The sequence below is a fragment of the Xanthomonas floridensis genome, assembly GCF_001642575.1.
GTDB classification, from domain to species: Bacteria; Pseudomonadota; Gammaproteobacteria; order Xanthomonadales; family Xanthomonadaceae; genus Xanthomonas; species Xanthomonas floridensis.
Genome location: NZ_LXNG01000017.1, coordinates 87,477 through 107,322, shown reverse-complemented (window position 1 = coordinate 107,322; position 19,846 = coordinate 87,477). Strand labels below are relative to the sequence as shown.

Genomic DNA, 19,846 nt, shown 5'->3' with positions numbered 1-19,846 from the left:
TGGCGTGCTGCACGCGAAGGCGGCATAACCTTGCCAACGGCCGGCGTTGCACCGGCAACGGCCACTCCCGCTGACAGACTCAGTGCGCGCGCGTGAGGGTCATCAGCCCATTGCCCGCGCGGCCGCCAGTGCCGCGATGTCGCGTGGCGTGGTGCGGCAGCAGCCACCGATCAGGCGCGCACCGGCAGCCAGCCACTGCGCGTGCTGCTCGGCCAGGCTGCAGGCAGGCGCATCGCCGGCATGCCAGCGTTTGTCGGCCGCGTCGTAGTGCTCGCCCGAGTTCGGATACACCACCAATGGCAAGGTGGTCAGCGCCGACAGGCACTGCAATGCCGGCGTGACGCGATCCAGTGCGATGCAGTTGATGCCAACGGCGATCACCTGCGGGCAGGCATCCAGCGTCGGAATCACGTGTGCCAGCGGCGTGCCATCGCTCAGATGCGCCGCATCGTGCAGGGTGAACGAAAACCACGCATGCAGCTGCGGAAATTCGTCCAGCAGCAATCGCAAGGCGGTGATCTCACCGGCCGATGGCAGCGTCTCGCAGGCCAGTACATCCACCCCGGCCGCCGCCAGCGCGGCGATGCGCGGACGGTGGAAGTCCATCATCTGCGCAAGCGGCACCACGTAATCGCCGCGATATTCAGAGCCGTCGGCCAGATACGCGCCATACGGACCCACCGAGCCGGCCACCCACAGCGGCGCAGCATCCGGCTGCAGCTGCAGGTGATCGGCGCGTGCCTGCGCGGCCAGTTGCACGCTGCGCGCGATCAGCGCCTGCGACTGCGCCAGATCCAGCCCACGCGCGGCAAACCCCAACGGCGTGGCCTGGTAACTGGCGGTGATCGCGCATTGCGCACCGGCGGCGAAGTAGTCGCGATGCACCTGGTGGATCAGCTCCGGCTGCTCCATCAGCACCCGCGCCGACCACAGCGCATCGTTGAGATCGCAGCCGCGGTGTTCCAGCTCGGTGGCCAGGGCGCCATCCAGCAGCACGTAGCCATCGTGCTGCAAGATCTGGCTGAAAGGCGCATGGGCGCGCGGTCGGCGGGGAGCAATCGTCATGGGTGCAGTCTCCGGGCCGCAAGCCATTGGGTCAGTGCGTAGGCGCCATAACACAGCGCCACGAAGGGAATTCCGCAGTACAGCGCAATGCGCTGCTGCGGATCGAATGCCAGCCCGATGCAGGCCAGCAGACACAGCGCAAACCCCAGAATCGGCGTCCACGGATACCACGGCGCACGATAGGCCAGCGTTTCCACGGCGATACCGTCGCGCAGCAGCTGGCGGCGAAACCGGTAATGCGCCGCGCAAATGCTCAACCACACCACCACCACCGCAAACCCGGACACCGCGGAAATCGCCACGAAGACGGTATCGGCGGCGTACACGCCGGTCAGCAGGGCCAGCAGACCGCCCAGCATACTGAGCATCAATGCCGGCAACGGAATGCCGCGGCGGGTCAACCGCGCGAGCCGGGCCGGCAGCGTGCCCTCGTTGGCCAGCGACCACAGCATGCGCGCGGCGGCGTACAGGCCGGAATTGGCTGCCGACAGGATCGCGGTCAGGATCACCGCATTCAAGATGTCCGCTGCGTACGGAACGCCCAGCAACTCGAACGCGCGCACGAACGGGCTGGTGTCCACCGCCGCCTGGCTGGCCGGCAGCAGCGCGGCCAGCACCAGTACGGTACCGACGAACAGCACCACCAGCCGCACCAGGGTCGTGCGGATCGCCAGCGGAATCGCACGCGCCGGCTGCGCGGTCTCGCCGGCGGCCACACCGATCAACTCGGTCCCGGAAAAGGCGAAATTCACCGCCACCATCGTCATCAGGATCGGCAGGGTGCCCTGCGCGAACCAGCCATCGGCCCGTAGGTGGCGCAGGCCCGGTGGCGGCGAGCCGTCGGCCAGCGGCAGCAAGCCCACCACCGCCGCACCACCCAGCACGATGAAGACGCCCATGGTGATCACCTTGATCAGCGAGAACCAGAATTCGCCTTCGGCAAACCAGCGCGCCGACACTGTGTTCAAGCCGAAGATCAGCGCGCAAAACAGCAGGCACCACGGCCACGCCGGGCTGTGCGGAAACCAGTACTGCATGCAGAATGCCGCGGCCGTCAGGCTGGAGCCCAGCGCCACTGTCCAGGTCAGCCAGTACAACCACGCCACCACGTAACCGGTGGCCGGCCCCAGATAGCGCGCGGCATACACATGGAACGCGCCGGTCTGCGGCATCGCCACCGCCAGTTCGCCCAGGCATTGCATCACCAGATACACCACCAGCGCACCGATCAGGTACGCGATCACCGTGCCCAGCGCGCCCGTGCTGGCGATGATGTAACCGGTGTTGAAGAACAGGCCGGTGCCGATCACCCCACCCAGCGACAGCATCACCAGGTGACGCACCTGCATGCTGCGCTGGAACTGGGCAGTGGTGTTGGACGACGGCTCGGGCATGGGCGGCACTGGGGGGCGACACGTCATCCTGCCATGCGCGCGCAGGCGAGCACAGCCGTGCAGGGCGGAGCTGTGACGTTCGACAAGCGCCTCAGCCAGCGGCAGGTATGCTTGCGTGCCGCATTTCAGGACCGCGCCATGCCGCATCTTCCCCACGGGCACCTGTTCGCAAGATCGCCGCTACATCCACGCTGCCTGCGTGGGCAACATGCGCTGCGCCTGCGCGCTGCCGAACCCCGCGTCTGCGCCATCGTCGCCTCACGCATGCACACGTCGCCGCCTGCAGTGGCGAGGCACTGGAGCGCGGCATGATGCTGGCCGGCATCCACCACGTAGCGATCATCGCCGGCGACTACGCGCGCTCCAAACAGTTCTATTGCCAGATCCTGGGCCTGCGCGTCATCGATGAGCATTACCGCCAGGCGCGCGACTCCTGGAAGCTGGACCTGGCGCTGCCCGATGGCGGCCAGATCGAGCTGTTCTCATTCCCCAACGCACCCGCACGCCCCAGCCGCCCGGAAGCGCAAGGACTGCGCCATCTGGCCTTCCGCGTGCGAGACCTCGACCGCGCGGTGGCGCATCTCAACGCGCATGGCGTGGCGACCGAAGACATTCGCATCGACGAATACACCGGCCGCCGCTTCACGTTTTTCGCCGATCCGGACGATCTGCCGCTGGAGCTGTACGAGGTCGATTGAATCCAACGCCCCTCCTGTCCGGGATCAACGCCGGTCACATCGGCAGGTGCTGCACGTCCTGACTGCATGACTTCCGGCGGATGCGGTGCGCTGGCGGCACGCCGAAGATTCCACGACCCCAGGACACAGGACCCGTCCATGCTGCAGATCCGTGCGTTGTCCAAGACCTACGCCAATGGCGTGCATGCGCTGCAAGGCGTCACGCTCGACATTCCCCGCGGCATGTTCGGATTGCTTGGGCCAAATGGTGCCGGCAAATCCTCGCTGATGCGCACCCTGGCAACGCTGCAGGAACCCGATTCGGGCAGCGTCACGCTGAGCAGCGCCGATGGCAGCAGTCTCGACGTGCTCAAGGACAAGGACGGCCTGCGCCGCCAGCTGGGCTATCTGCCGCAGGATTTCGGCGTCTATCCGAAGGTCAGCGCCCTGGACATGCTCGACCACTTTGCCGTGCTCAAGGGGCTGACCCACCGCGGCCAGCGCAAGGAAGTGGTCGAACGGCTGTTGCAGCAGGTCAATCTCTGGGATGCGCGCAAGCGCAAGCTGGGCACCTACTCCGGCGGCATGCGCCAGCGCTTTGGCATCGCGCAGGCGCTGCTGGGCAATCCGCAACTGGTCATCGTCGACGAGCCCACCGCCGGCCTGGACCCGGAAGAACGCAACCGCTTTTTGAATCTGCTGGCCGAAATCGGCGAAAACGTGGTGGTGATCCTGTCCACCCACATCGTCGAGGATGTCACCGACCTGTGTCCGTCGATGGCCATCATGAACAAGGGCCAGGTGCTGCTGAGCGGCCGGCCTGCCGATGCGATCGCCATGCTCGACCAGCAGGTCTGGCGCAAGCAGGTCAGCAAGCCCAGCCTGCCCGACTACGAAGCGCGCTTCACCGTGCTGTCCACCCGGCTGATCGCTGGCCACCCGGTGATTCATGTGTTCAGCGCCGACTGCCCGGAGCCGGGCTTCGAACAGGTCGCTCCCGATCTTGAGGATGTTTATTTCCAGCGCCTGCGCAAGCAAGCGCTGGCTGCCTGACAGGAGCGCGGCGATGATCCAGGCGTTTCTGCGCTTCGAGCTGCGCGAACAACTGCGCTCGCCCTTCCTGTGGCTGCTGGCCGTGCTGTATGCGTTGCTCGCCTTCGCTGCGCTGGCCAGCGATGCGGTGCAGATCGGTGGCGGCATCGGCAATGTGCTGCGCAATGCGCCCACCGTGATCGCCACGCTGCTGGGCATGTTCACCTTGCTCGGCCTGCTGGTGACTACCCTGTTCGTCAGCAATGCGATGCTGCGCGATTTCGACCTTGGCACCGCCGAGCTGGTGTTTTCCACCCCGGTGCGGCGCCGCGACTATGTGATCGGCCGCCTGGGAGCGGCGTTGATCGCCGGCATGATCATGTATGTGGTGATTGCGCTGGGCATGTTCGTTGCGCAATTCATGCCATGGATCGATCGGGCCCGGCTAGGACCGGTGGCGGTAGTGCCCTATCTGTGGTCGTTGCTGGTGCTGGTGCTGCCCAATCTGCTGTTCACCACCGCACTGCTGGCGGTGCTTGCTGTGACCACGCGCAGCATCCTGTGGGTCTACATCGGTGTGATCGTGTTTTTCGTGCTCTATGGCGTGAGCCGGGCGCTGCTGTCGGATCTGGACAATGCGTGGATCGCCACCCTGGCCGATCCGCTGGGCATCCGCGCACTGTCGCAGACACTGCGCTACTGGTCGGTGGAACAACGCAATCAGGGACTGCCGCCGTTAAGCGGCTATCTGCTTGCCAACCGGGCCGTGTGGCTGTGCATGAGCGCGCTACTGTTCGCTGCGGTATTTGCCCTGTTTCGCACCGAGCGCAGCGGCACGCGCCGGCGCCGGGGCGCAGCGCTCGAGGCGCCCATTGCCGCGCCGGCCGCCGCCCGCGTTGCCACTATCAACCGCCTCACGGTGACTCCGCGCTTCGATGCGCGCACGGCGTGGACGCAGCTACTGCGGCAGATCCGCTTCGATACGCTGGGCGTGGTGCGCAGTGCGCCGTTCCTGGTACTGCTGGTCCTGGGCCTGGCCAATTTCATTCCCACGGCATTGTTCAGCCAGCGCACCTACGGCACGGCGATATTGCCGGTGACCTCGGTCATGCTGGAAGCCTTGCAGAACAGTTACAGCTTCCTGCTGATCATCGTGGTGCTGTTCTATGCCGGCGAGCTGGTGTGGAAGGAGCGCAGTAATCGCATCGACGGCATCACCGACGCCATGCCGGTGCCAAACTGGGTACCGCTGCTGGGCAAGTTCGTTGCCTTGCTGGCGGTGATCGCCAGTTTCCAGCTCGCCGGTGCGCTGACCGCCATCGCGCTGCAACTCGGCCGCGGCTACACCAGCATCGAGCCGCTGCTCTATCTCAAGACCCTGGCGCTGGGGTCGGTGCTCTACGTGTTGATGGGCGGCATGGCACTGGTGCTGCAGGTCTTGAGCAACAACAAGTTCGTCGGCTACGCGCTGCTGGTGCTGGTGCTGATCGGGCAATCGGTCCTGTCGATGCTGGACTACAGCCAGAACCTCTACACCTTCGGCGGCTGGCCCAACGCGCCGTATTCGGACATGAACGGCTTCGGACATTTCCTGCCTGGGCAGCTGTGGTTCCAGGGCTATTGGGGCGTGTTCCTGCTGGCGTTGCTGTTGCTGTCCTCGGCGTTCTGGCCACGCGGCGTAAGCCATGGGCTACGCCAGCGCACCCGGCTCGCGCTACAACGCCTGCGCGGCCCCACCGGTGTGGCGCTGGCGGCCACCGTGCTGGGCTTTGCAGCGATCGGTGGCTGGTTGTACTGGAGCACCAACATCTACAACACGTTCCTGTCGCCGGAACAGCAGCTGGACCTGCAGGCGCGCTACGAGCGTGATTACAGCAAGTACAGGGACCTGCCGCAGCCGCGCATCATCGCGGTGGACAACCATGTCGACCTGCATCCGGAGACGCAGTCGGTGGTCATCGATGCCACCTGGATCGTGCGCAATTCCGATGCCATGCCCATCGGGCAGATCCACATCGGCATGCAGGGTCGCGATGGCGACCGCAGCCTGGTACGGATGGATCTGGGCGGGGAGACCCTGCTCGCCCACGACGTCCCGGCCGGTTACCGCATCTACCGCTTGCAACGTCCGCTGCAGCCCGGCGAACAACGCGTGTTTCGCTTCCGCATCGACCTGCATCCGCACGGTTTGACCGCCGCGCAGGCGCAGACCGAACTGGTCGCCAACGGCAGCTTCTTCAATAGCCAGGTACTGCCCTGGTTCGGCTACAACCCCCAAACCGAGCTCACCGACCGCAACGACCGCCGCAAACGCGGGCTGGGCGAACCCACGCGCATGCCCAAGCTGGAAGACCAGGCCGCACGCGCCAATACCTACGTCAGCAACGATGCCGACTGGCTCAGCTTCGCCAGCACCATCTGCACCGCTCCGGACCAGATCGCACTGGCTCCCGGCTATCTGCAGACCGAATTCCAGCAGGCCGGCAGGCGCTGCTTCCGCTACGTGATGGATCGCCCGATGCTCAACTTCTATGCCTACCTGTCGGCACGCTGGCAGGTGCGCAAGGCCTACTACAAAAAGATTCCAATCGAGATCTACTACGACCCCAAGCACCCCTACAACGTGCAACGCATGATCGAAGGCGTGCAGAAGTCGCTGGCCTACTACGAGGCCAATTTCACCCCATACCAGCACCATCAGGTACGCATCATCGAATTTCCTGGCTATGCGCGGTTCGCACAGTCGTTTGCCAATACCATCCCCTACTCCGAAGCGATCGGCTTCATCGCCGACCTGCGCGACAAGGCCGATGTCGACTACGTGTTCTACGTCACCGCGCATGAAGTGGCGCACCAGTGGTGGGCGCATCAGGTCATCGGTGCAAATGTACAAGGTGCCACGATGCTGTCCGAGTCGCTGGCGCAGTACTCGGCACTGATGGTGATGGAACGCGAATACGGGCGCGCGCACATGCGCCGCTTCCTCAAGTACGAACTGGATCGCTATCTGGAAGGACGCGGCGGCGAAACCATCGACGAACTGCCGCTGTACCGGGTGGAGAACCAGCAATACATCCACTACCGCAAAGGGTCGCTGGCGTTCTATCGCCTGCGCGAAGAACTCGGCGAGCAAACCCTCAACCGCGCACTGCAGCGATTCCTGCAGGCCAAGGCCTTCCAGCAGCCGCCGTACACCACCTCGGCCGAACTGCTGCAGGCCATCCGTGCCGAGGCACGTCCCGACCAGCAGACCCTCATCACCGACCTGTTCGAGAAGATCATCTTCTACGACAACCGCGTGGTTGATGCCCAGGCGCGCAGGCGCCCGGACGGCCGATTTGCAGTCACCGTGCGGGCGCATGCGGCCAAGCGACAGGCTGACGGCAAGGGCAAGGAACAACCGGTCCCGATGGACGACTGGATCGACGTGGCGGTGTATGGCCTGCCCGCCGGCAAAAACGTCGATCCGACGATACTGGCGCTGCAACGCCAGCATGTCACCAGCGAGTCGCCGAGCTTTAGCTTCGTGGTCGACAGCCTGCCGATTGAAGCCGGCTTCGACCCGGACAACACATTGATCGACCGCGTGCCCGAGGACAATCGCAAACGGGTGAGCCTGCTGGCCAAATAAGCCGCATCGGCCACTGCGAGCTCGCACGGCGGCCACTGCGACGCTGTGCCAAGGCGGCGCGGATACCCACGCATCGATGGGCGATGGCCAATGGGCCGGACCGGACTGGGCTATCGAGGCGCTCCCCGCGCGGCGCGGACTCGCAATACCAGCGTGATGGCTGGCATCACCAGCCCGATTCGCGCAGCGTCTTGGCGTCCCCCCGCACAGGACTGCAGCTCGAGCGGGCGGCAAGACCGGGTTCGGCCCAGCGGCGCCGGCTTACCGCGCACTGCCGCGGCGACAGCTCGCCTGCTGCCGCCGAGACACGGCGGCGTGCCGACTTGCGCGCCAGTACCGCATGAACGCATCCCGCGGCGCATCTTTCCGCCACCATACCCCGCGGTATACATTCGCGGTCAGGCCGCCGACGGCGGCCCTAGCAATCCCTGGGAGGGGAACCATGCGCAAGACCTTCAAGACCCTGATGCTGGCCCTGCCGCTGGCCGCCGCGTCGCTGCTGGCCCAGGCCGCCGATTCGCCGGTGGGCCGCTGGAAGACCATCGACGACGAAACCGGCAAGCCCAAGTCGGTGGTGCAGATCGAACAGCTCGGCAACGGCACGCTCAGCGGCAAGGTGGTCGACATCCTGCAGTCCAACCATGGGCCCAACCCGACCTGCGACAAATGCGATGGCGCGCTCAAAGGCAAGCCGATCAAGGGCATGACCATCCTGTGGGGCCTCAAGCCCGACGGCACCGCGGTGTGGAGCGGCGGCTCGGTGCTCGACCCGGCCAAGGGCAAGACCTACAAGGCCAAGATCACCCTGACCGAAGGCGGCAAGAAGCTGCAGATGCGCGGCTACGTCGGCATCGAAGCCCTCGGCCGCACGCAGACCTGGGTACGCGAGTAATCGGGAATCGGGAATCGGGAATCGGGATTGGGGAATCGGTAAGAGCAGGCGCCCGTGAGGGCGCCTTTTTTGCGTGTGTCCATCCTGACGTTACATGCGCAGCCAACACCTGCGCGCCTCGACAACACGGCCGCATGCCCCTGCTTTGCCCGATTCCCCATTCCCAGCCCCGATCCCGGCTCCCGACTAGTGCGATAATCGGGTGTCCCCCGCATTACGCCTGCCATGACCCGCACCGCACTCGTTACCACCGCCCTGCCCTACGCCAATGGCCCGCTGCATCTGGGGCACCTGGTCGGCTATATCCAGGCCGACATCTGGGTGCGCGCGCGCCGCCTGCGCGGCGACAAGACCTGGTTCGTCTGCGCCGACGACACCCACGGCACGCCGATCATGCTGGCCGCCGAGAAGGCCGGGGTGACCCCGGAAGCCTTCATCGCCAGCATCCAGGCCAGCCATGAGCGCGATTTTGCGGCGTTCGGGGTGACCTTCGATCATTACGATTCGACCAATTCGCCGGTCAATCGCGAGCTCACCGAGGCCTTCTACAGCAAGCTGGAAGCAGCCGGGCATATCAGCCGGCGTTCGGTGGCGCAGTTCTACGACCCGGCCAAGGGCATGTTCCTGCCGGACCGCTACATCAAGGGCATCTGTCCCAACTGCGGCAGCGCCGATCAATACGGCGACAACTGCGAGGTCTGCGGCGCCACCTATGCGCCCACCGAGTTGAAAGAGCCCAAGTCGGTGATCTCCGGCGCCACGCCGGAGCTGCGCGATTCGGAGCATTTCTTCTTCGAAGTGGGTCATTTCGACGGATTTTTGCGCGAGTGGCTGGCCGGCGATGTGGCACTGCCCGGCGTCAAGGCCAAGCTCAAGGAGTGGCTGGACGCCGAAGGCGGACTGCGCGCGTGGGATATCTCGCGCGATGCGCCGTATTTCGGGTTCCAGATTCCCGGCCAGCCGGGCAAGTATTTCTACGTGTGGCTGGATGCGCCGATCGGCTACCTGTGTAGCTTCAAGACGCTGTGCGCGCAGATGGGCGAGGATTTCGACGCGCATCTGGTCGCCGGCACCCAGACCGAGCTGCATCACTTCATCGGCAAGGACATCGTCAATTTCCACGGCCTGTTCTGGCCGGCGGTACTGCACGGCACCGGCCACCGCGCGCCGACACGCCTGCACGTCAACGGTTATCTGACCGTGGACGGCGCCAAGATGTCCAAGTCGCGCGGCACCTTCGTGATGGCGCGGACCTTCCTGGACGTGGGCCTGGAACCGGAGGCGCTGCGCTACTACTTTGCGGCCAAGTCCTCCGGCGGCGTGGACGATCTGGACCTCAATCTGGGCGATTTCATTGCACGGGTGAATGCGGATCTGGTCGGCAAGTTCGTCAACCTGGCCAGCCGCTGCGCCGGCTTCATCGGCAAGCGCTTCGACGGCAAGCTGGCCGACGCGCTGCCCGACCCGGCGCAGTACGACCGCTTCGTCGCCGCACTGGCACCGATCCGCGAGGCCTACGAGCGCAACGATGCGGCCAGCGCGATCCGCCAGACCATGGCGCTGGCGGACGAGGCCAACAAGTACATCGACGACACCAAGCCTTGGGTGATCGCCAAGCAGGACGGCGCCGATGCGCAGCTGCAGTTGGTGTGCACCCAGGGCCTGAACCTGTTCCGGATCCTGGTGGCCGCGCTCAAGCCGATCCTGCCGCGCACCTGTGCCGAGGCCGAAGCCTTCCTGTCGGCACCGATGACCAGCTGGGAAGACGTCGCCCGCCCGCTGACCGCGCACGCGATCCAGCCCTACACCGCCCTGTTCACCCGTATCGACCCCAAACTGATCGACGCCATGACCGACGCTTCAAAAGACACCATGGCCGCACCTGCGGCACCCGCTGTCACTACCGCCAAGCCTGCCCCGTCCAAGGCCGAGACGACGCCGGCGGCCGCTGCCAATCCCCAATCCCCAACCGCCACTCCCAGCCTCATCGGCATCGACGATTTCGCCAAGCTCGACCTGCGCATCGGCAAGGTGCTGGTGTGCGAATTCGTGGAGGGCTCGGACAAGCTGCTGCGCTTCGAACTGGATGCCGGCGAATTGGGCAAGCGCCAGATCTTCTCGGGCATCCGTGGCAGCTACGGCGAACCGGAGACATTGGTAGGCCGCAGCGTGGTGTTCATTGCCAACCTGGCCCCGCGCAAGATGCGCTTCGGCATGAGCGAAGGCATGATCCTGTCGGCCGGCTTCGACGGCGGCGCACTGGCGCTGCTGGATGCCGACAGCGGCGCGCAGCCGGGCATGCCGGTGCGGTGAAGCGGGATTGGGAGTCGGGATTGGAGGTTCGGGATTCGGGATTCGTAGAAGCCAAAACCGATTGTTGAGGGAGACCTGACCCGCGTGCTTGGCGCGTCCCCTCATCCGCCCCTGCGGGGCACCTTCTCCCGCAAGCGGGAGAAGGGAAGATTCCAGAGCGCTTCTCCCGATAGGAGAAGGGGAAGATTCCAGAGCCCTTCTCCCGATGGTGAAGGGGAAGATTCCAGAGCCCCTCTCCCGCCTTCAGGAGAAGCGAACAACCAGTCACCACGCTTTTACAATCCCCACTCCCGACTCCCCAATCCCCGCCCGCATGCACCTGGCCCTGTTCGACTTCGATCACACCATCACCACCTGCGACACCTGTGCGCGCTTCCTGCGCAAGGTGGCCACGCCGGCGCAGCTGGCCGCAGCAAAGTGGCAGGTCGGCCCGTGGGTGCTGGGCTATCGGCTGGGCGTGGTGTCCGCGGCCGCGCTGCGCGCGCGGGTCACGCGCATCGTGTTCAGTGGTCGCTCGCTGGAGGAAATGGCCATGCATGGCGCCGATTACGCGCGCACTGCACTGCCGGGCGTATTGCGTGCGCAGATGATGCAACGCATCGACTGGCATCAGGCGCGGGGGCATGAAGTGGTGCTTGTCTCCGGCTCGCTGGACCTGTACCTGCAGCCGTGGTGCGCGCAGCATGGGTTGTCGCTGATCTGCAACCGGCTCGAACACACCGGTGGCGTGCTGAGCGGGCGCTATGCCGATGGTGATTGCGGGCCGCACAAGGCCATGCAGATCCGCGCAGGCTACGACCTGGCGCAGTACGCCTGCGTGCACGCCTACGGCGACAGCCGCGAAGACCGGCCGATGCTGGCACTGGCGCATCAGCGCTGGTATCGCGGCCATCCGCTGCACTGACATCGCAATGCCCGTCCCCACGCCCGATCTGGTCGAACGCCTCGACCGCCTGCTGCCACAGACGCAATGCGGCCAGTGCGGCTACGACGGCTGCCGCCCCTATGCGCAGGCAATGGCGGACGGTCAGGCGGGAGTCGACCACTGCCCTCCCGGCGGCGATGCCGGTGCGCGTGCGCTGGCGCAACTGCTGGGCGTGCCCGCACGTCCCTACGATCGCAGTCGCGGAGCGCACAAACCGGCGCAGGTGGCGTGGATCGTGGAGGCCGACTGCATCGGCTGTACCAAATGCATCCAGGCGTGTCCGGTGGATGCCATCGTCGGTGGCGCCAAGCACATGCATACGGTCATTGCGCCGCTGTGCACCGGTTGCGAGCTTTGCCTCCCGGCGTGCCCGGTGGATTGCATCGCGCTGCATCCACTCGGCTGAACGCCACGCCAGGCCTGGCGGATTGACGATCGTCATGCGGTCCGCCATGCAGGCATCCCCCCGCTCCACCCACAGACAGTCAGGAACGCCCTGACGCGCACTGGCGCATCCATGCTGCGGCCGTGCCCGTATGGGTAAGCACTCCCATCGAGGATGTGCCGATGCGCCCACTTGCCACTGCCATTGCCGCGATTGCCGCCTGCTGCCGGTCGATTCCGCCGCTGTTGCTGCTGGTGCTTGGCAGCCTGCCCATGGGTGCGGGGGCGGTGACACGCGTGGATGGCGAGGTCTTCGATGCCGACAGCGGCGCATTGCGCTATCGCGAATCGCACTGGCTGCTCGATAACGGCGGGCGACTGGTGCTGTACCGCTGCCCCAATGGGCAGGCGTTCGCGCGCAAGCAGGTCGACGGTGGCGGCACGGCGCCCGATTTCAGCCTGACCGACGGACGCGACGGGTATCGCGAAGGCGTGCGCCGACGCGATGGCGTGCGCGAGATGTTCCAGCAACCGCCCGGCAAGCCTGAGCGCCGTGCCGCACTACCGGCCGGCGAAGACGAGCGCGTGATCGATGCCGGCTTCGATGCCTACCTGCGCGCCCACTGGGATGCCCTGGCCAGCGCGTCGCAACGGGTGGATTTCGTGCTGCCCAGCCTGCAACGGCAGTTGGCGTTTCGCGTCGAACGCGTCGACGATGTTGCCGGCCAGCGCCGCTTCCGCATTTCACTTGATGCCTGGTACGGCGCGGCGGTGCCCTCGCTGGAGGTGCGCTATTCCATTGCCAGCAAACGCCTGCTGGAGTTCCGCGGCGTGGGCAACCTGCGCGATGCACACGGGCGTTATCCGCGCGTGCGCATCGTGTTTCCGGACACCGCGCCAGGTGCCAGTAGCGACGACGCGTTGCGTCAGGCGCGCGAGCAGCCGCTGACCGGCAGTTGCGGCGCCCCGTGATGCCGGCCCGCACCATCTTCACGCCCGACCACGCGCCGTTGCGTACAACGGCCCGGGCACCCATTCCGCGCACAGGAGCACCCGCATGGCAAAGGCCTATCTCTGGATCAACGCAGTGCTGTACGTCGCCCTGGCGATCTGGTGCACGCTCTCGCCGCTCAAGACCGCAAACGCGGTGGGCTATACCCAGCTCTCGCCTGCCGGGCAATCCGAATATCTGGTCATCTATGGCGGCCTGCAGCTGGGCATGGCGTTCCTGTTCGGCTACTTCGCCTGGATCGATCAACCGCGCACCGGCCTGCTGGTCGCACTCGCCTTCTACGTGCCCATCGTGCTGTTCCGCAGCGCGTCGCTGGCCAAGCTATGGCCGGTGTCCGCGCCCACGGTGGCGCTGGCCGTGGTGGAAATCGTCTTGCTGCTCGCCGCTGCGCTGCTGTGGTGGCGCAAGTGAAGGACAGCGTCGGCCCAGTCCGGTAGCATCGCGCTTACCTCTCCCAACGCCCGACCGCATGAGTGCCATTCCTGGCCACGACGACGATGAGACCGGACGCCTGCTGACCGCAACCGCGGGTGGCGACCGGCATGCCTTCGAAGCGCTGTATCGGCAGACCTCGCCCAAGCTGTTCGGCGTGTGCCTGCGGTTGATCCCGCAGCGCGCCGAAGCCGAGGAAGTGCTGCAGGACGTGTTTACGCTGATCTGGCACAAGGCCGGTCAATTCGACCCCAGCCGTGCCCGCGGGCTGACCTGGCTGGCGATGATCGCGCGCAACAAGGCCATCGACCATCTGCGCGCCAACGCACCGCAGCGCCGCAATGTCGCGCTGGACGATGCCGGCGAGCTGCGCGACCACGATGCGCTGCCGCTTGAGCGAACCGAACGCGCCAGCACGCGCCGCCGTATCGATCACTGCCTGGCCGAGCTGGAGCCGCCGCGTAGCGAGCTGATTCGTACTGCGTTCTTCGAAGGCATCACCTACGAAGAACTTGCCGCGCGCACCGACACACCCATCGGCACGGTCAAGAGCTGGATCCGCCGTAGCCTGGCCAAACTCAAGGCATGTCTGGAACGATGAGCACGCCCTTTCCCATCGACCAGGAGCCACCGCGCGACGTGCTGGCCGGCGAGTACGTGCTGGGCCTGCTCAGCGCAGACGAACGTCTGGCGGCCGAGCAGCGCATTGCCACCGATGCCCCGTTCGCCCAGGCGGTGCTGCAGTGGCAGGACCATCTGGCCCCGCTACTGGAAGAGATCGCCGCGGTGACACCGCCGGATCAGGTCTGGGCACGCGTGCGCCAGACGCTGGGCTTCGACACGCCGCTACGCGCCGTGCCAGTGGCAGCGCCTGCAAGCACCGGCACGCCGCCCGCCCCGCTCTGGAACAACGTGCGCTTCTGGCGCTGGGCCAGCGCCGCTGGCGTGGCCACTGCGGCGGTCTGCGTGCTGGCGCTGTTGAACCTGCGTACCGCGCCCGTGCAACCGCCGCGCGACACCCCCGTCGTGCAGACGCCGGTTACCCCGCCTGCGGCCACACCGCCGGCGACCGGCATTGCGATGACCTCGACCCTGGCGACCGAAGACGGGCGTCCGGGCTATGTGGCGCTGATGGATGCCGATAAGCACACCATCACGGTGACGCCGCTGGACCGCACCGCCACCGCCGACAAGGTGCCCGAGCTGTGGCTGATCACACCGGACGGCAAGGCGCATTCGATGGGCACCTTCGACGATCAACGTGCGCGTCGTGCGCAGATTCCCGATCAGCTGATGCCCATGCTCAGCAACGAGGCAATCCTGGCAGTGACGCTGGAACCGCCGGGCGGTGCGCCAGGCGGCGTGGCAACCGGCACGGTGGTCGCCAAGGGCGGCATCAGCACGCTGGCAATGGCGCCCTGAGCCAGCAACGCCACGGCTGCCTGCGATCCATGCGCAGGCAGCCGTATTCACAAGCAGCCTCATACGTGTCACCGATACTGCGCGCACATATCGCCATGCGCGATGGTGCGATCGTGCGTGCAAGCGCGCAGTTCCGCGATTCCCATGCGAGGCTGAGCGCCACGGCCCGAGCGGGCGTGTGATCGACCGGGCGGGTGCATCTGTTTGCCGGCCGCTTCCGTACAGGGTCACGACTACACACGGAGATTGATGCGTGCCGAGTACCGGAATCGACCCTCACGCCGCCTCGCCCCGGCCCAGCCCCTCGCGTCGGCGTGGCGGACTTGCCGGCCGTCTGGGCAGCCTGCGCCGCTGGGTGGATTCGCAAGCCGACGGTCCGTTGGACGAGGCGCGCGCCGACCGCATCGACTGGCTGCGCGCCCTGCCCTTCATCGCGCTGCACCTGGCCTGCCTGGCGGTGTTCTGGGTTGGTGCATCATGGTTTGCGGTCGGCACGGCGCTGGCGCTGTATGCACTGCGCATGTTCGCGCTGACCGGTTTCTACCACCGCTACTTTTCGCATCGCGCCTTCAAGACCTCGCGCGTGCTGCAGTTCGTGTTTGCCGCCATCGGCGCCACCTGCGTGCAACGCGGGCCGCTATGGTGGGCCGCACATCACCGCAACCATCACCGGCATACCGATACCGGCCGCGATCCGCATTCGCCGGCGCAGCACGGCTTTTGGTGGAGCCACACCGGCTGGTTCCTGACCCCGCGCAATTTCCGCACCGACTGGGAGGTCATCCCGGACCTGCGTCGTTTTGCCGAGCTGCGCTTCCTCGACCGCTTCGACATCGTGATGCCGGTGCTGCTCGCCGTTGGCCTGTACCTGCTCGGCAGCTGGCTGGACAGTGCCGCACCGGGCCTGCACACCAATGGTCCACAGCTGCTGGTGTGGGGGTTCGTGATCTCCACCGTGGCACTGTTCCATGCCACCTTCACCATCAATTCGCTGGCGCACCGCTTCGGTAGCCGGCGCTTCGAGACTCGCGATGACAGCCGCAACAACTGGCTGCTGGCGTTGCTCACCTTCGGCGAAGGCTGGCACAACAACCACCACTTCTATCCCGGCTCCGCACGCCAGGGCCTGCGCTGGTGGGAGTACGACATGACCTGGTACGGACTCACCGCGATGTCGTGGGTGGGCCTGGTTTGGGATCTCAGGCCGATGCCGGCGTCGCTGGTCAGCCGTGGCCAACGGGTGAGCCAATGAGCGAGCGCAGGATTGCCGTGGTCGGCAGCGGCATTGCCGGCCTGGGCGCAGCGTGGCTGCTGTCGCGCCGCTACGAGGTCACGGTGTTCGAAGCTGCCGATTACCTGGGCGGGCACACCCACACCCACGAGATCCAATTGGACGGGCAGCGCTACGCGGTGGACAGCGGCTTCATCGTGTTCAACCCGCAGCACTACCCACTGCTCACGCGTATGTTCGCCGAGCTCGACGTGGCCGCGCAGCCAACCACGATGAGCTTTTCGGTGCACGATGCGCGCAGCGGACTCGAATACAACGCCGGCACCTTGAACGGGCTGTTCTGCCAGCGCCGCAACCTGCTCAGCCCGCGCTTCTGGGGCATGCTGGCCGACCTGCGCCGCTTCTATCGGCAGGCGCCGGCGGTGCTGCATGGCGACGAACGCTTCAGCACGCTGGGCCCCTATCTGCAGCGGCACGGCTATGGCGCGGCGTTCCGCGATCAGCATCTGGTGCCGATGGCGTCGGCGCTATGGTCCTCGCCATCGCAGACCATTCTTGAGTTTCCGATGGGCCAGTTGATCGGCTTCATGGCCAACCACCACATGCTGCAGATCAGCGGGCGGCCGCAGTGGCAGGTGGTACGTGGCGGCTCCAACAGCTACGTGCGTGCGCTGCGGCGGCGCTGGCAGGTGCTCGAGCGCCTGTCCACGCCGGTGCACGGCATCCGCCGTACGCCCGATGGCGTGGTGGTGAGCTCGCTGCGTGGGCAGGAACATTTCGACGAGGTGGTGCTGGCCTGCCACGCCGACGATGCACTGGCATTGCTCAGCGATGCGTCCGAGGCCGAACAGCAGATCCTGGGCGGCATCACCTACCAGGACAACGACACCGTGCTCCACACCGATGCACGCATCCTGCCGCGCGACCGGCGCGCCTGGGCAGCCTGGAACGCGCATGTGCCGGCCGACCCGCAAGCGCCCTGCACGGTGAGCTACTGGATGAACGCGCTGCAATCGATCGACGCACCCCAGCCGTTCATCGTCTCCCTCAACCGCGACCACGACATCGACCCGGCCAAGGTGCTGCGGCGCATGCGCTACCGGCATCCGGTGCAGAACGCCGCCGCACTGGCGGCGCAGGGCCGCAAATCCGAGATTCAGGGCAGGCAGCACACCTGGTTTGCCGGTGCAGCCTGGGGCTTCGGCTTCCACGAAGATGGCCTGCGCAGCGGCGTGGATGTGGCGCATGGCCTGGGAGTGACTTGGTGATGCAACTGCTGCGCGAAGCCAGCACCGATGCGGTGCCGCTGCCTCCCGGTGAGGACAGCGGTGCCGGCAGCGTGGCGGGCGGCTTGCGCAGCGCGGTCTACACCGGATGGGTGCGGCATCGCCGCTTCGCGCCCAGACCGCTGGATTTCCGCTACCGGCTGTTCCTGCTGTATCTGGATCTGTCCGAGCTCGATCAGGTCTTCGCGGGCCGCTGGCTGTGGTCGGTGGGACGCGCCAACCTGGCGCAGTTCCGCCGCAGCGATTACCTGGGCGACCCGGCCATTCCGCTGGATCAGGCCGTGCGCGAGTGCGTACAGGCGCACACCGGCGAGCGGCCGGACGGTGCGATCCGGCTGCTGACGCATCTGCGCTACTTCGGCCACGTGTTCAACCCGGTGAGCTTTTACTACTGCTTCGACCGGCATGACGGCCTGCGCTGGATCGTGGCGGAAATCACCAACACGCCCTGGCAGCAACGCCACGCCTATGTGCTGCCGGTGGCGCAGGCGCGCACGCATCGCGATGTGCATGCCTGGCGGTTCGACAAGCGCTTCCACGTCTCGCCGTTCATGGGCATGCAGCATCAGTACGACTGGCGCTTCAGCGTGCCGGCCGCGCACCTGCGCGTGCATATGGACGTGCTGGATGCCGCCGATGCCACCGCCGACCGCGCGATCGACAACAGCGGCACGCGCCGCTTCGATGCCACGCTGGTCCTGCAACGTCAGCCACTGACCGCGCGTACGCTGGCGCGCACCTTGCTCGCCTACCCCTTGATGACCGTGCAGGTGGTGCTCGCCATCCACTGGCAGGCCTTGCGCCTGTGGCTGCGCGGCAACCCTGTGCATGACCACCCCCACCCGCCTGTGCGAGATCGCCGATGAACGCCACGTCCCTGCCCGATACTGCTGCGCCACGCGCGGCTTCCTGGACGGACCGCCTGCTGCGCAAGCGCCTGTTGGCCACGCTGGGCGAGCTGCGTGACGGGCAATTGCAGCTGCACGACGCCGACGGCATCACCACGCTGGGCACTGCCAGCGACGCGAGCGCCTTGCAGGTGCAGCTGCGCGTAACCGATCCCGGCTTCTACCGCCAGGCCGCGCTCAACGGCAGCGTGGGTGCCGGCGAGTCGTACATGGACGGGCAATGGCAATGCGACGATCTGGTCGGGCTGATGCGCGTGCTGCTGCGCAATCGCGACCGCCTGGATGCGATGGAAACCGGTACCGCGCGCCTCGGCGGCTGGGCCATGCGCAGCCTGCATGCGCTGGCCCGCAATACCCGCAGCGGCAGCCGGCGCAACATCGCCGCGCATTACGACCTGGGCAACCCGCTATTCAAATTGTTTCTGGACGAGAACCTGATGTACTCGTCGGCGATCTTCGTCGACGGCGAAGAAGCCCAGGGCGAAGCGGCACTGGAGCGTGCGGCCACGCGCAAGCTCGAACGCATCTGCCAGAAACTGCGCCTGGGTCCGCAGCACCACGTGGTCGAGATCGGCACCGGCTGGGGCGGTTTTGCACTGCATGCGGCGCGCGAACACGGCTGCCGCGTCACCACCACCACCATTTCGCGCGAGCAGTTCGATCTGGCGAACCAGCGCATCGCCGATGCCGGCCTGAGCGACCGGGTCAGCGTGTTGTTGAGCGACTACCGCGACCTGCAGGGCCGCTACGATCGCGTGGTGTCGATCGAGATGATCGAGGCGATCGGCCACCAGTATCTGGATACCTACTTCGCCAAGGTCGGCAGCCTGCTCGCAGACAATGGCGAGGCGCTGATCCAGGCCATCACCATCGAGGACCACCGCTACAAGCAGGCCCTGCATTCGGTGGATTTTATCAAGCGGCATATCTTCCCCGGCAGCTTCATTCCGTCGGTTGCGGCGATGACCGGCGCGGTGGCGCGCGCCAGCGATCTGCGCCTGTTCCATCTGGAAGACATCGGCCCAAGTTATGCATTGACCTTGCGTGCGTGGCGGCAGCGCTTCATGGCGCAGCTGCCGCAGGTGCGCGCACTGGGCTACGACGAGCGCTTCATCCGCATGTGGGAGTTCTACCTGGCCTATTGCGAAGCCGGCTTTCTGGAACGGTCGATCGGCGACGTGCACCTGTGGCTGAGCAAGCCCGGCGCGCGCCCACCGCAGTTCGTGCCCGGTGTTGCGTGAG

The 19,846-nt window shown here is 66.2% G+C and carries 17 protein-coding genes; 15 read left to right on the top strand and 2 right to left on the bottom strand.

Features of this window, described 5'->3' with window-relative positions:
- Window positions 1-102: 102 nt before the first annotated feature.
- Entirely contained in the window at window positions 103-1,065 is a 963-nt protein-coding gene (mmuM, locus tag A7D17_RS11375) for a homocysteine S-methyltransferase (protein ID WP_064509178.1), read from the bottom strand.
- A complete protein-coding gene (gene mmuP, locus A7D17_RS11370) occupies window positions 1,062-2,459 on the bottom strand; it encodes an S-methylmethionine permease (RefSeq protein ID WP_064509177.1) in 1,398 nt (465 codons plus the stop codon). Before mmuP ends, mmuM begins: the two co-directional genes overlap by 4 nt.
- 308 nt (window positions 2,460-2,767) lie before the next feature.
- Here mmuP and gloA2 point away from each other — a divergent pair, with 308 nt between their 5' ends.
- The 15 genes from gloA2 (at window position 2,768) to A7D17_RS11295 (ending at window position 19,845) form a co-directional block, all read left to right on the top strand.
- Window positions 2,768-3,157, top strand: coding sequence for an SMU1112c/YaeR family gloxylase I-like metalloprotein (gene gloA2, locus A7D17_RS11365; RefSeq protein WP_064509176.1), 390 nt, complete (start codon window positions 2,768-2,770; stop codon window positions 3,155-3,157).
- Window positions 3,158-3,295: 138 nt separating this feature from the next.
- Window positions 3,296-4,189, top strand: coding sequence for an ABC transporter ATP-binding protein (locus A7D17_RS11360; RefSeq protein ID WP_064509175.1), 894 nt, complete (start codon window positions 3,296-3,298; stop codon window positions 4,187-4,189).
- Between the two features lie 13 nt (window positions 4,190-4,202).
- Window positions 4,203-7,799, top strand: a complete 3,597-nt coding sequence (locus tag A7D17_RS11355) for an ABC transporter permease/M1 family aminopeptidase (protein ID WP_064509174.1) — start codon at window positions 4,203-4,205, stop codon at window positions 7,797-7,799.
- A gap of 442 nt (window positions 7,800-8,241) precedes the next feature.
- Complete coding sequence (locus tag A7D17_RS11350; RefSeq protein ID WP_064509173.1) at window positions 8,242-8,691, top strand: DUF2147 domain-containing protein; 450 nt, start codon at window positions 8,242-8,244, stop codon at window positions 8,689-8,691.
- 225 nt (window positions 8,692-8,916) lie between these two features.
- Window positions 8,917-11,004 carry a methionine--tRNA ligase gene (metG, locus tag A7D17_RS11345; RefSeq protein ID WP_064509172.1) on the top strand — a complete coding sequence of 696 codons (2,088 nt, stop codon included), beginning with the start codon at window positions 8,917-8,919 and terminating at the stop codon, window positions 11,002-11,004.
- Between the two features lie 313 nt (window positions 11,005-11,317).
- On the top strand, window positions 11,318-11,908 hold the full coding sequence (locus tag A7D17_RS11340) for an HAD family hydrolase (protein ID WP_064509171.1): 591 nt from the start codon (window positions 11,318-11,320) through the stop codon (window positions 11,906-11,908).
- A 7-nt stretch (window positions 11,909-11,915) separates the two neighbouring features.
- On the top strand, window positions 11,916-12,335 hold the full coding sequence (gene rnfB / locus A7D17_RS11335; RefSeq protein ID WP_064509170.1) for an Rnf electron transport complex subunit RnfB: 420 nt from the start codon (window positions 11,916-11,918) through the stop codon (window positions 12,333-12,335).
- Window positions 12,336-12,496: 161 nt separating this feature from the next.
- Window positions 12,497-13,285 carry a hypothetical protein gene (locus A7D17_RS11330; RefSeq protein ID WP_064509169.1) on the top strand — a complete coding sequence of 263 codons (789 nt, stop codon included), beginning with the start codon at window positions 12,497-12,499 and terminating at the stop codon, window positions 13,283-13,285.
- A gap of 85 nt (window positions 13,286-13,370) precedes the next feature.
- The gene (locus A7D17_RS11325; RefSeq protein ID WP_064509168.1) at window positions 13,371-13,736 is read left to right on the top strand and encodes a DUF4345 family protein; all 366 of its coding nucleotides are present in this window, start codon (window positions 13,371-13,373) and stop codon (window positions 13,734-13,736) included.
- Between the two features lie 58 nt (window positions 13,737-13,794).
- Complete coding sequence (locus tag A7D17_RS11320; RefSeq protein ID WP_029221681.1) at window positions 13,795-14,358, top strand: sigma-70 family RNA polymerase sigma factor; 564 nt, start codon at window positions 13,795-13,797, stop codon at window positions 14,356-14,358.
- On the top strand, window positions 14,355-15,179 hold the full coding sequence (locus tag A7D17_RS11315) for an anti-sigma factor (protein ID WP_064509167.1): 825 nt from the start codon (window positions 14,355-14,357) through the stop codon (window positions 15,177-15,179). Before A7D17_RS11320 ends, A7D17_RS11315 begins: the two co-directional genes overlap by 4 nt.
- Before the next feature lie 253 nt (window positions 15,180-15,432).
- Entirely contained in the window at window positions 15,433-16,431 is a 999-nt protein-coding gene (locus tag A7D17_RS11310) for an acyl-CoA desaturase (RefSeq protein WP_064509166.1), read from the top strand.
- Entirely contained in the window at window positions 16,428-17,678 is a 1,251-nt protein-coding gene (locus A7D17_RS11305) for an NAD(P)/FAD-dependent oxidoreductase (RefSeq protein WP_064509165.1), read from the top strand. Before A7D17_RS11310 ends, A7D17_RS11305 begins: the two co-directional genes overlap by 4 nt.
- Window positions 17,678-18,562: a DUF1365 domain-containing protein gene (locus A7D17_RS11300; RefSeq protein WP_064509164.1), complete on the top strand. Its 885-nt coding sequence runs from the start codon at window positions 17,678-17,680 to the stop codon at window positions 18,560-18,562. The genes A7D17_RS11305 and A7D17_RS11300 overlap by 1 nt, the downstream gene beginning before the upstream one ends.
- Entirely contained in the window at window positions 18,559-19,845 is a 1,287-nt protein-coding gene (locus tag A7D17_RS11295) for an SAM-dependent methyltransferase (RefSeq protein ID WP_064509163.1), read from the top strand. Before A7D17_RS11300 ends, A7D17_RS11295 begins: the two co-directional genes overlap by 4 nt.
- Window position 19,846: the final 1 nt, after the last annotated feature.

Coding starts and splice junctions, on each gene's coding strand:
- mmuM (WP_064509178.1), bottom strand. CDS start 1,065: ATGACGATTGCTCCCCGCCGACCGCGCGCCCATGCGCCTTTCAGCCAG.
- mmuP (WP_064509177.1), bottom strand. CDS start 2,459: ATGCCCGAGCCGTCGTCCAACACCACTGCCCAGTTCCAGCGCAGCATG.
- gloA2 (WP_064509176.1), top strand. CDS start 2,768: ATGATGCTGGCCGGCATCCACCACGTAGCGATCATCGCCGGCGACTAC.
- A7D17_RS11360 (WP_064509175.1), top strand. CDS start 3,296: ATGCTGCAGATCCGTGCGTTGTCCAAGACCTACGCCAATGGCGTGCAT.
- A7D17_RS11355 (WP_064509174.1), top strand. CDS start 4,203: ATGATCCAGGCGTTTCTGCGCTTCGAGCTGCGCGAACAACTGCGCTCG.
- A7D17_RS11350 (WP_064509173.1), top strand. CDS start 8,242: ATGCGCAAGACCTTCAAGACCCTGATGCTGGCCCTGCCGCTGGCCGCC.
- metG (WP_064509172.1), top strand. CDS start 8,917: ATGACCCGCACCGCACTCGTTACCACCGCCCTGCCCTACGCCAATGGC.
- A7D17_RS11340 (WP_064509171.1), top strand. CDS start 11,318: ATGCACCTGGCCCTGTTCGACTTCGATCACACCATCACCACCTGCGAC.
- rnfB (WP_064509170.1), top strand. CDS start 11,916: ATGCCCGTCCCCACGCCCGATCTGGTCGAACGCCTCGACCGCCTGCTG.
- A7D17_RS11330 (WP_064509169.1), top strand. CDS start 12,497: ATGCGCCCACTTGCCACTGCCATTGCCGCGATTGCCGCCTGCTGCCGG.
- A7D17_RS11325 (WP_064509168.1), top strand. CDS start 13,371: ATGGCAAAGGCCTATCTCTGGATCAACGCAGTGCTGTACGTCGCCCTG.
- A7D17_RS11320 (WP_029221681.1), top strand. CDS start 13,795: ATGAGTGCCATTCCTGGCCACGACGACGATGAGACCGGACGCCTGCTG.
- A7D17_RS11315 (WP_064509167.1), top strand. CDS start 14,355: ATGAGCACGCCCTTTCCCATCGACCAGGAGCCACCGCGCGACGTGCTG.
- A7D17_RS11305 (WP_064509165.1), top strand. CDS start 16,428: ATGAGCGAGCGCAGGATTGCCGTGGTCGGCAGCGGCATTGCCGGCCTG.
- A7D17_RS11300 (WP_064509164.1), top strand. CDS start 17,678: ATGCAACTGCTGCGCGAAGCCAGCACCGATGCGGTGCCGCTGCCTCCC.
- A7D17_RS11295 (WP_064509163.1), top strand. CDS start 18,559: ATGAACGCCACGTCCCTGCCCGATACTGCTGCGCCACGCGCGGCTTCC.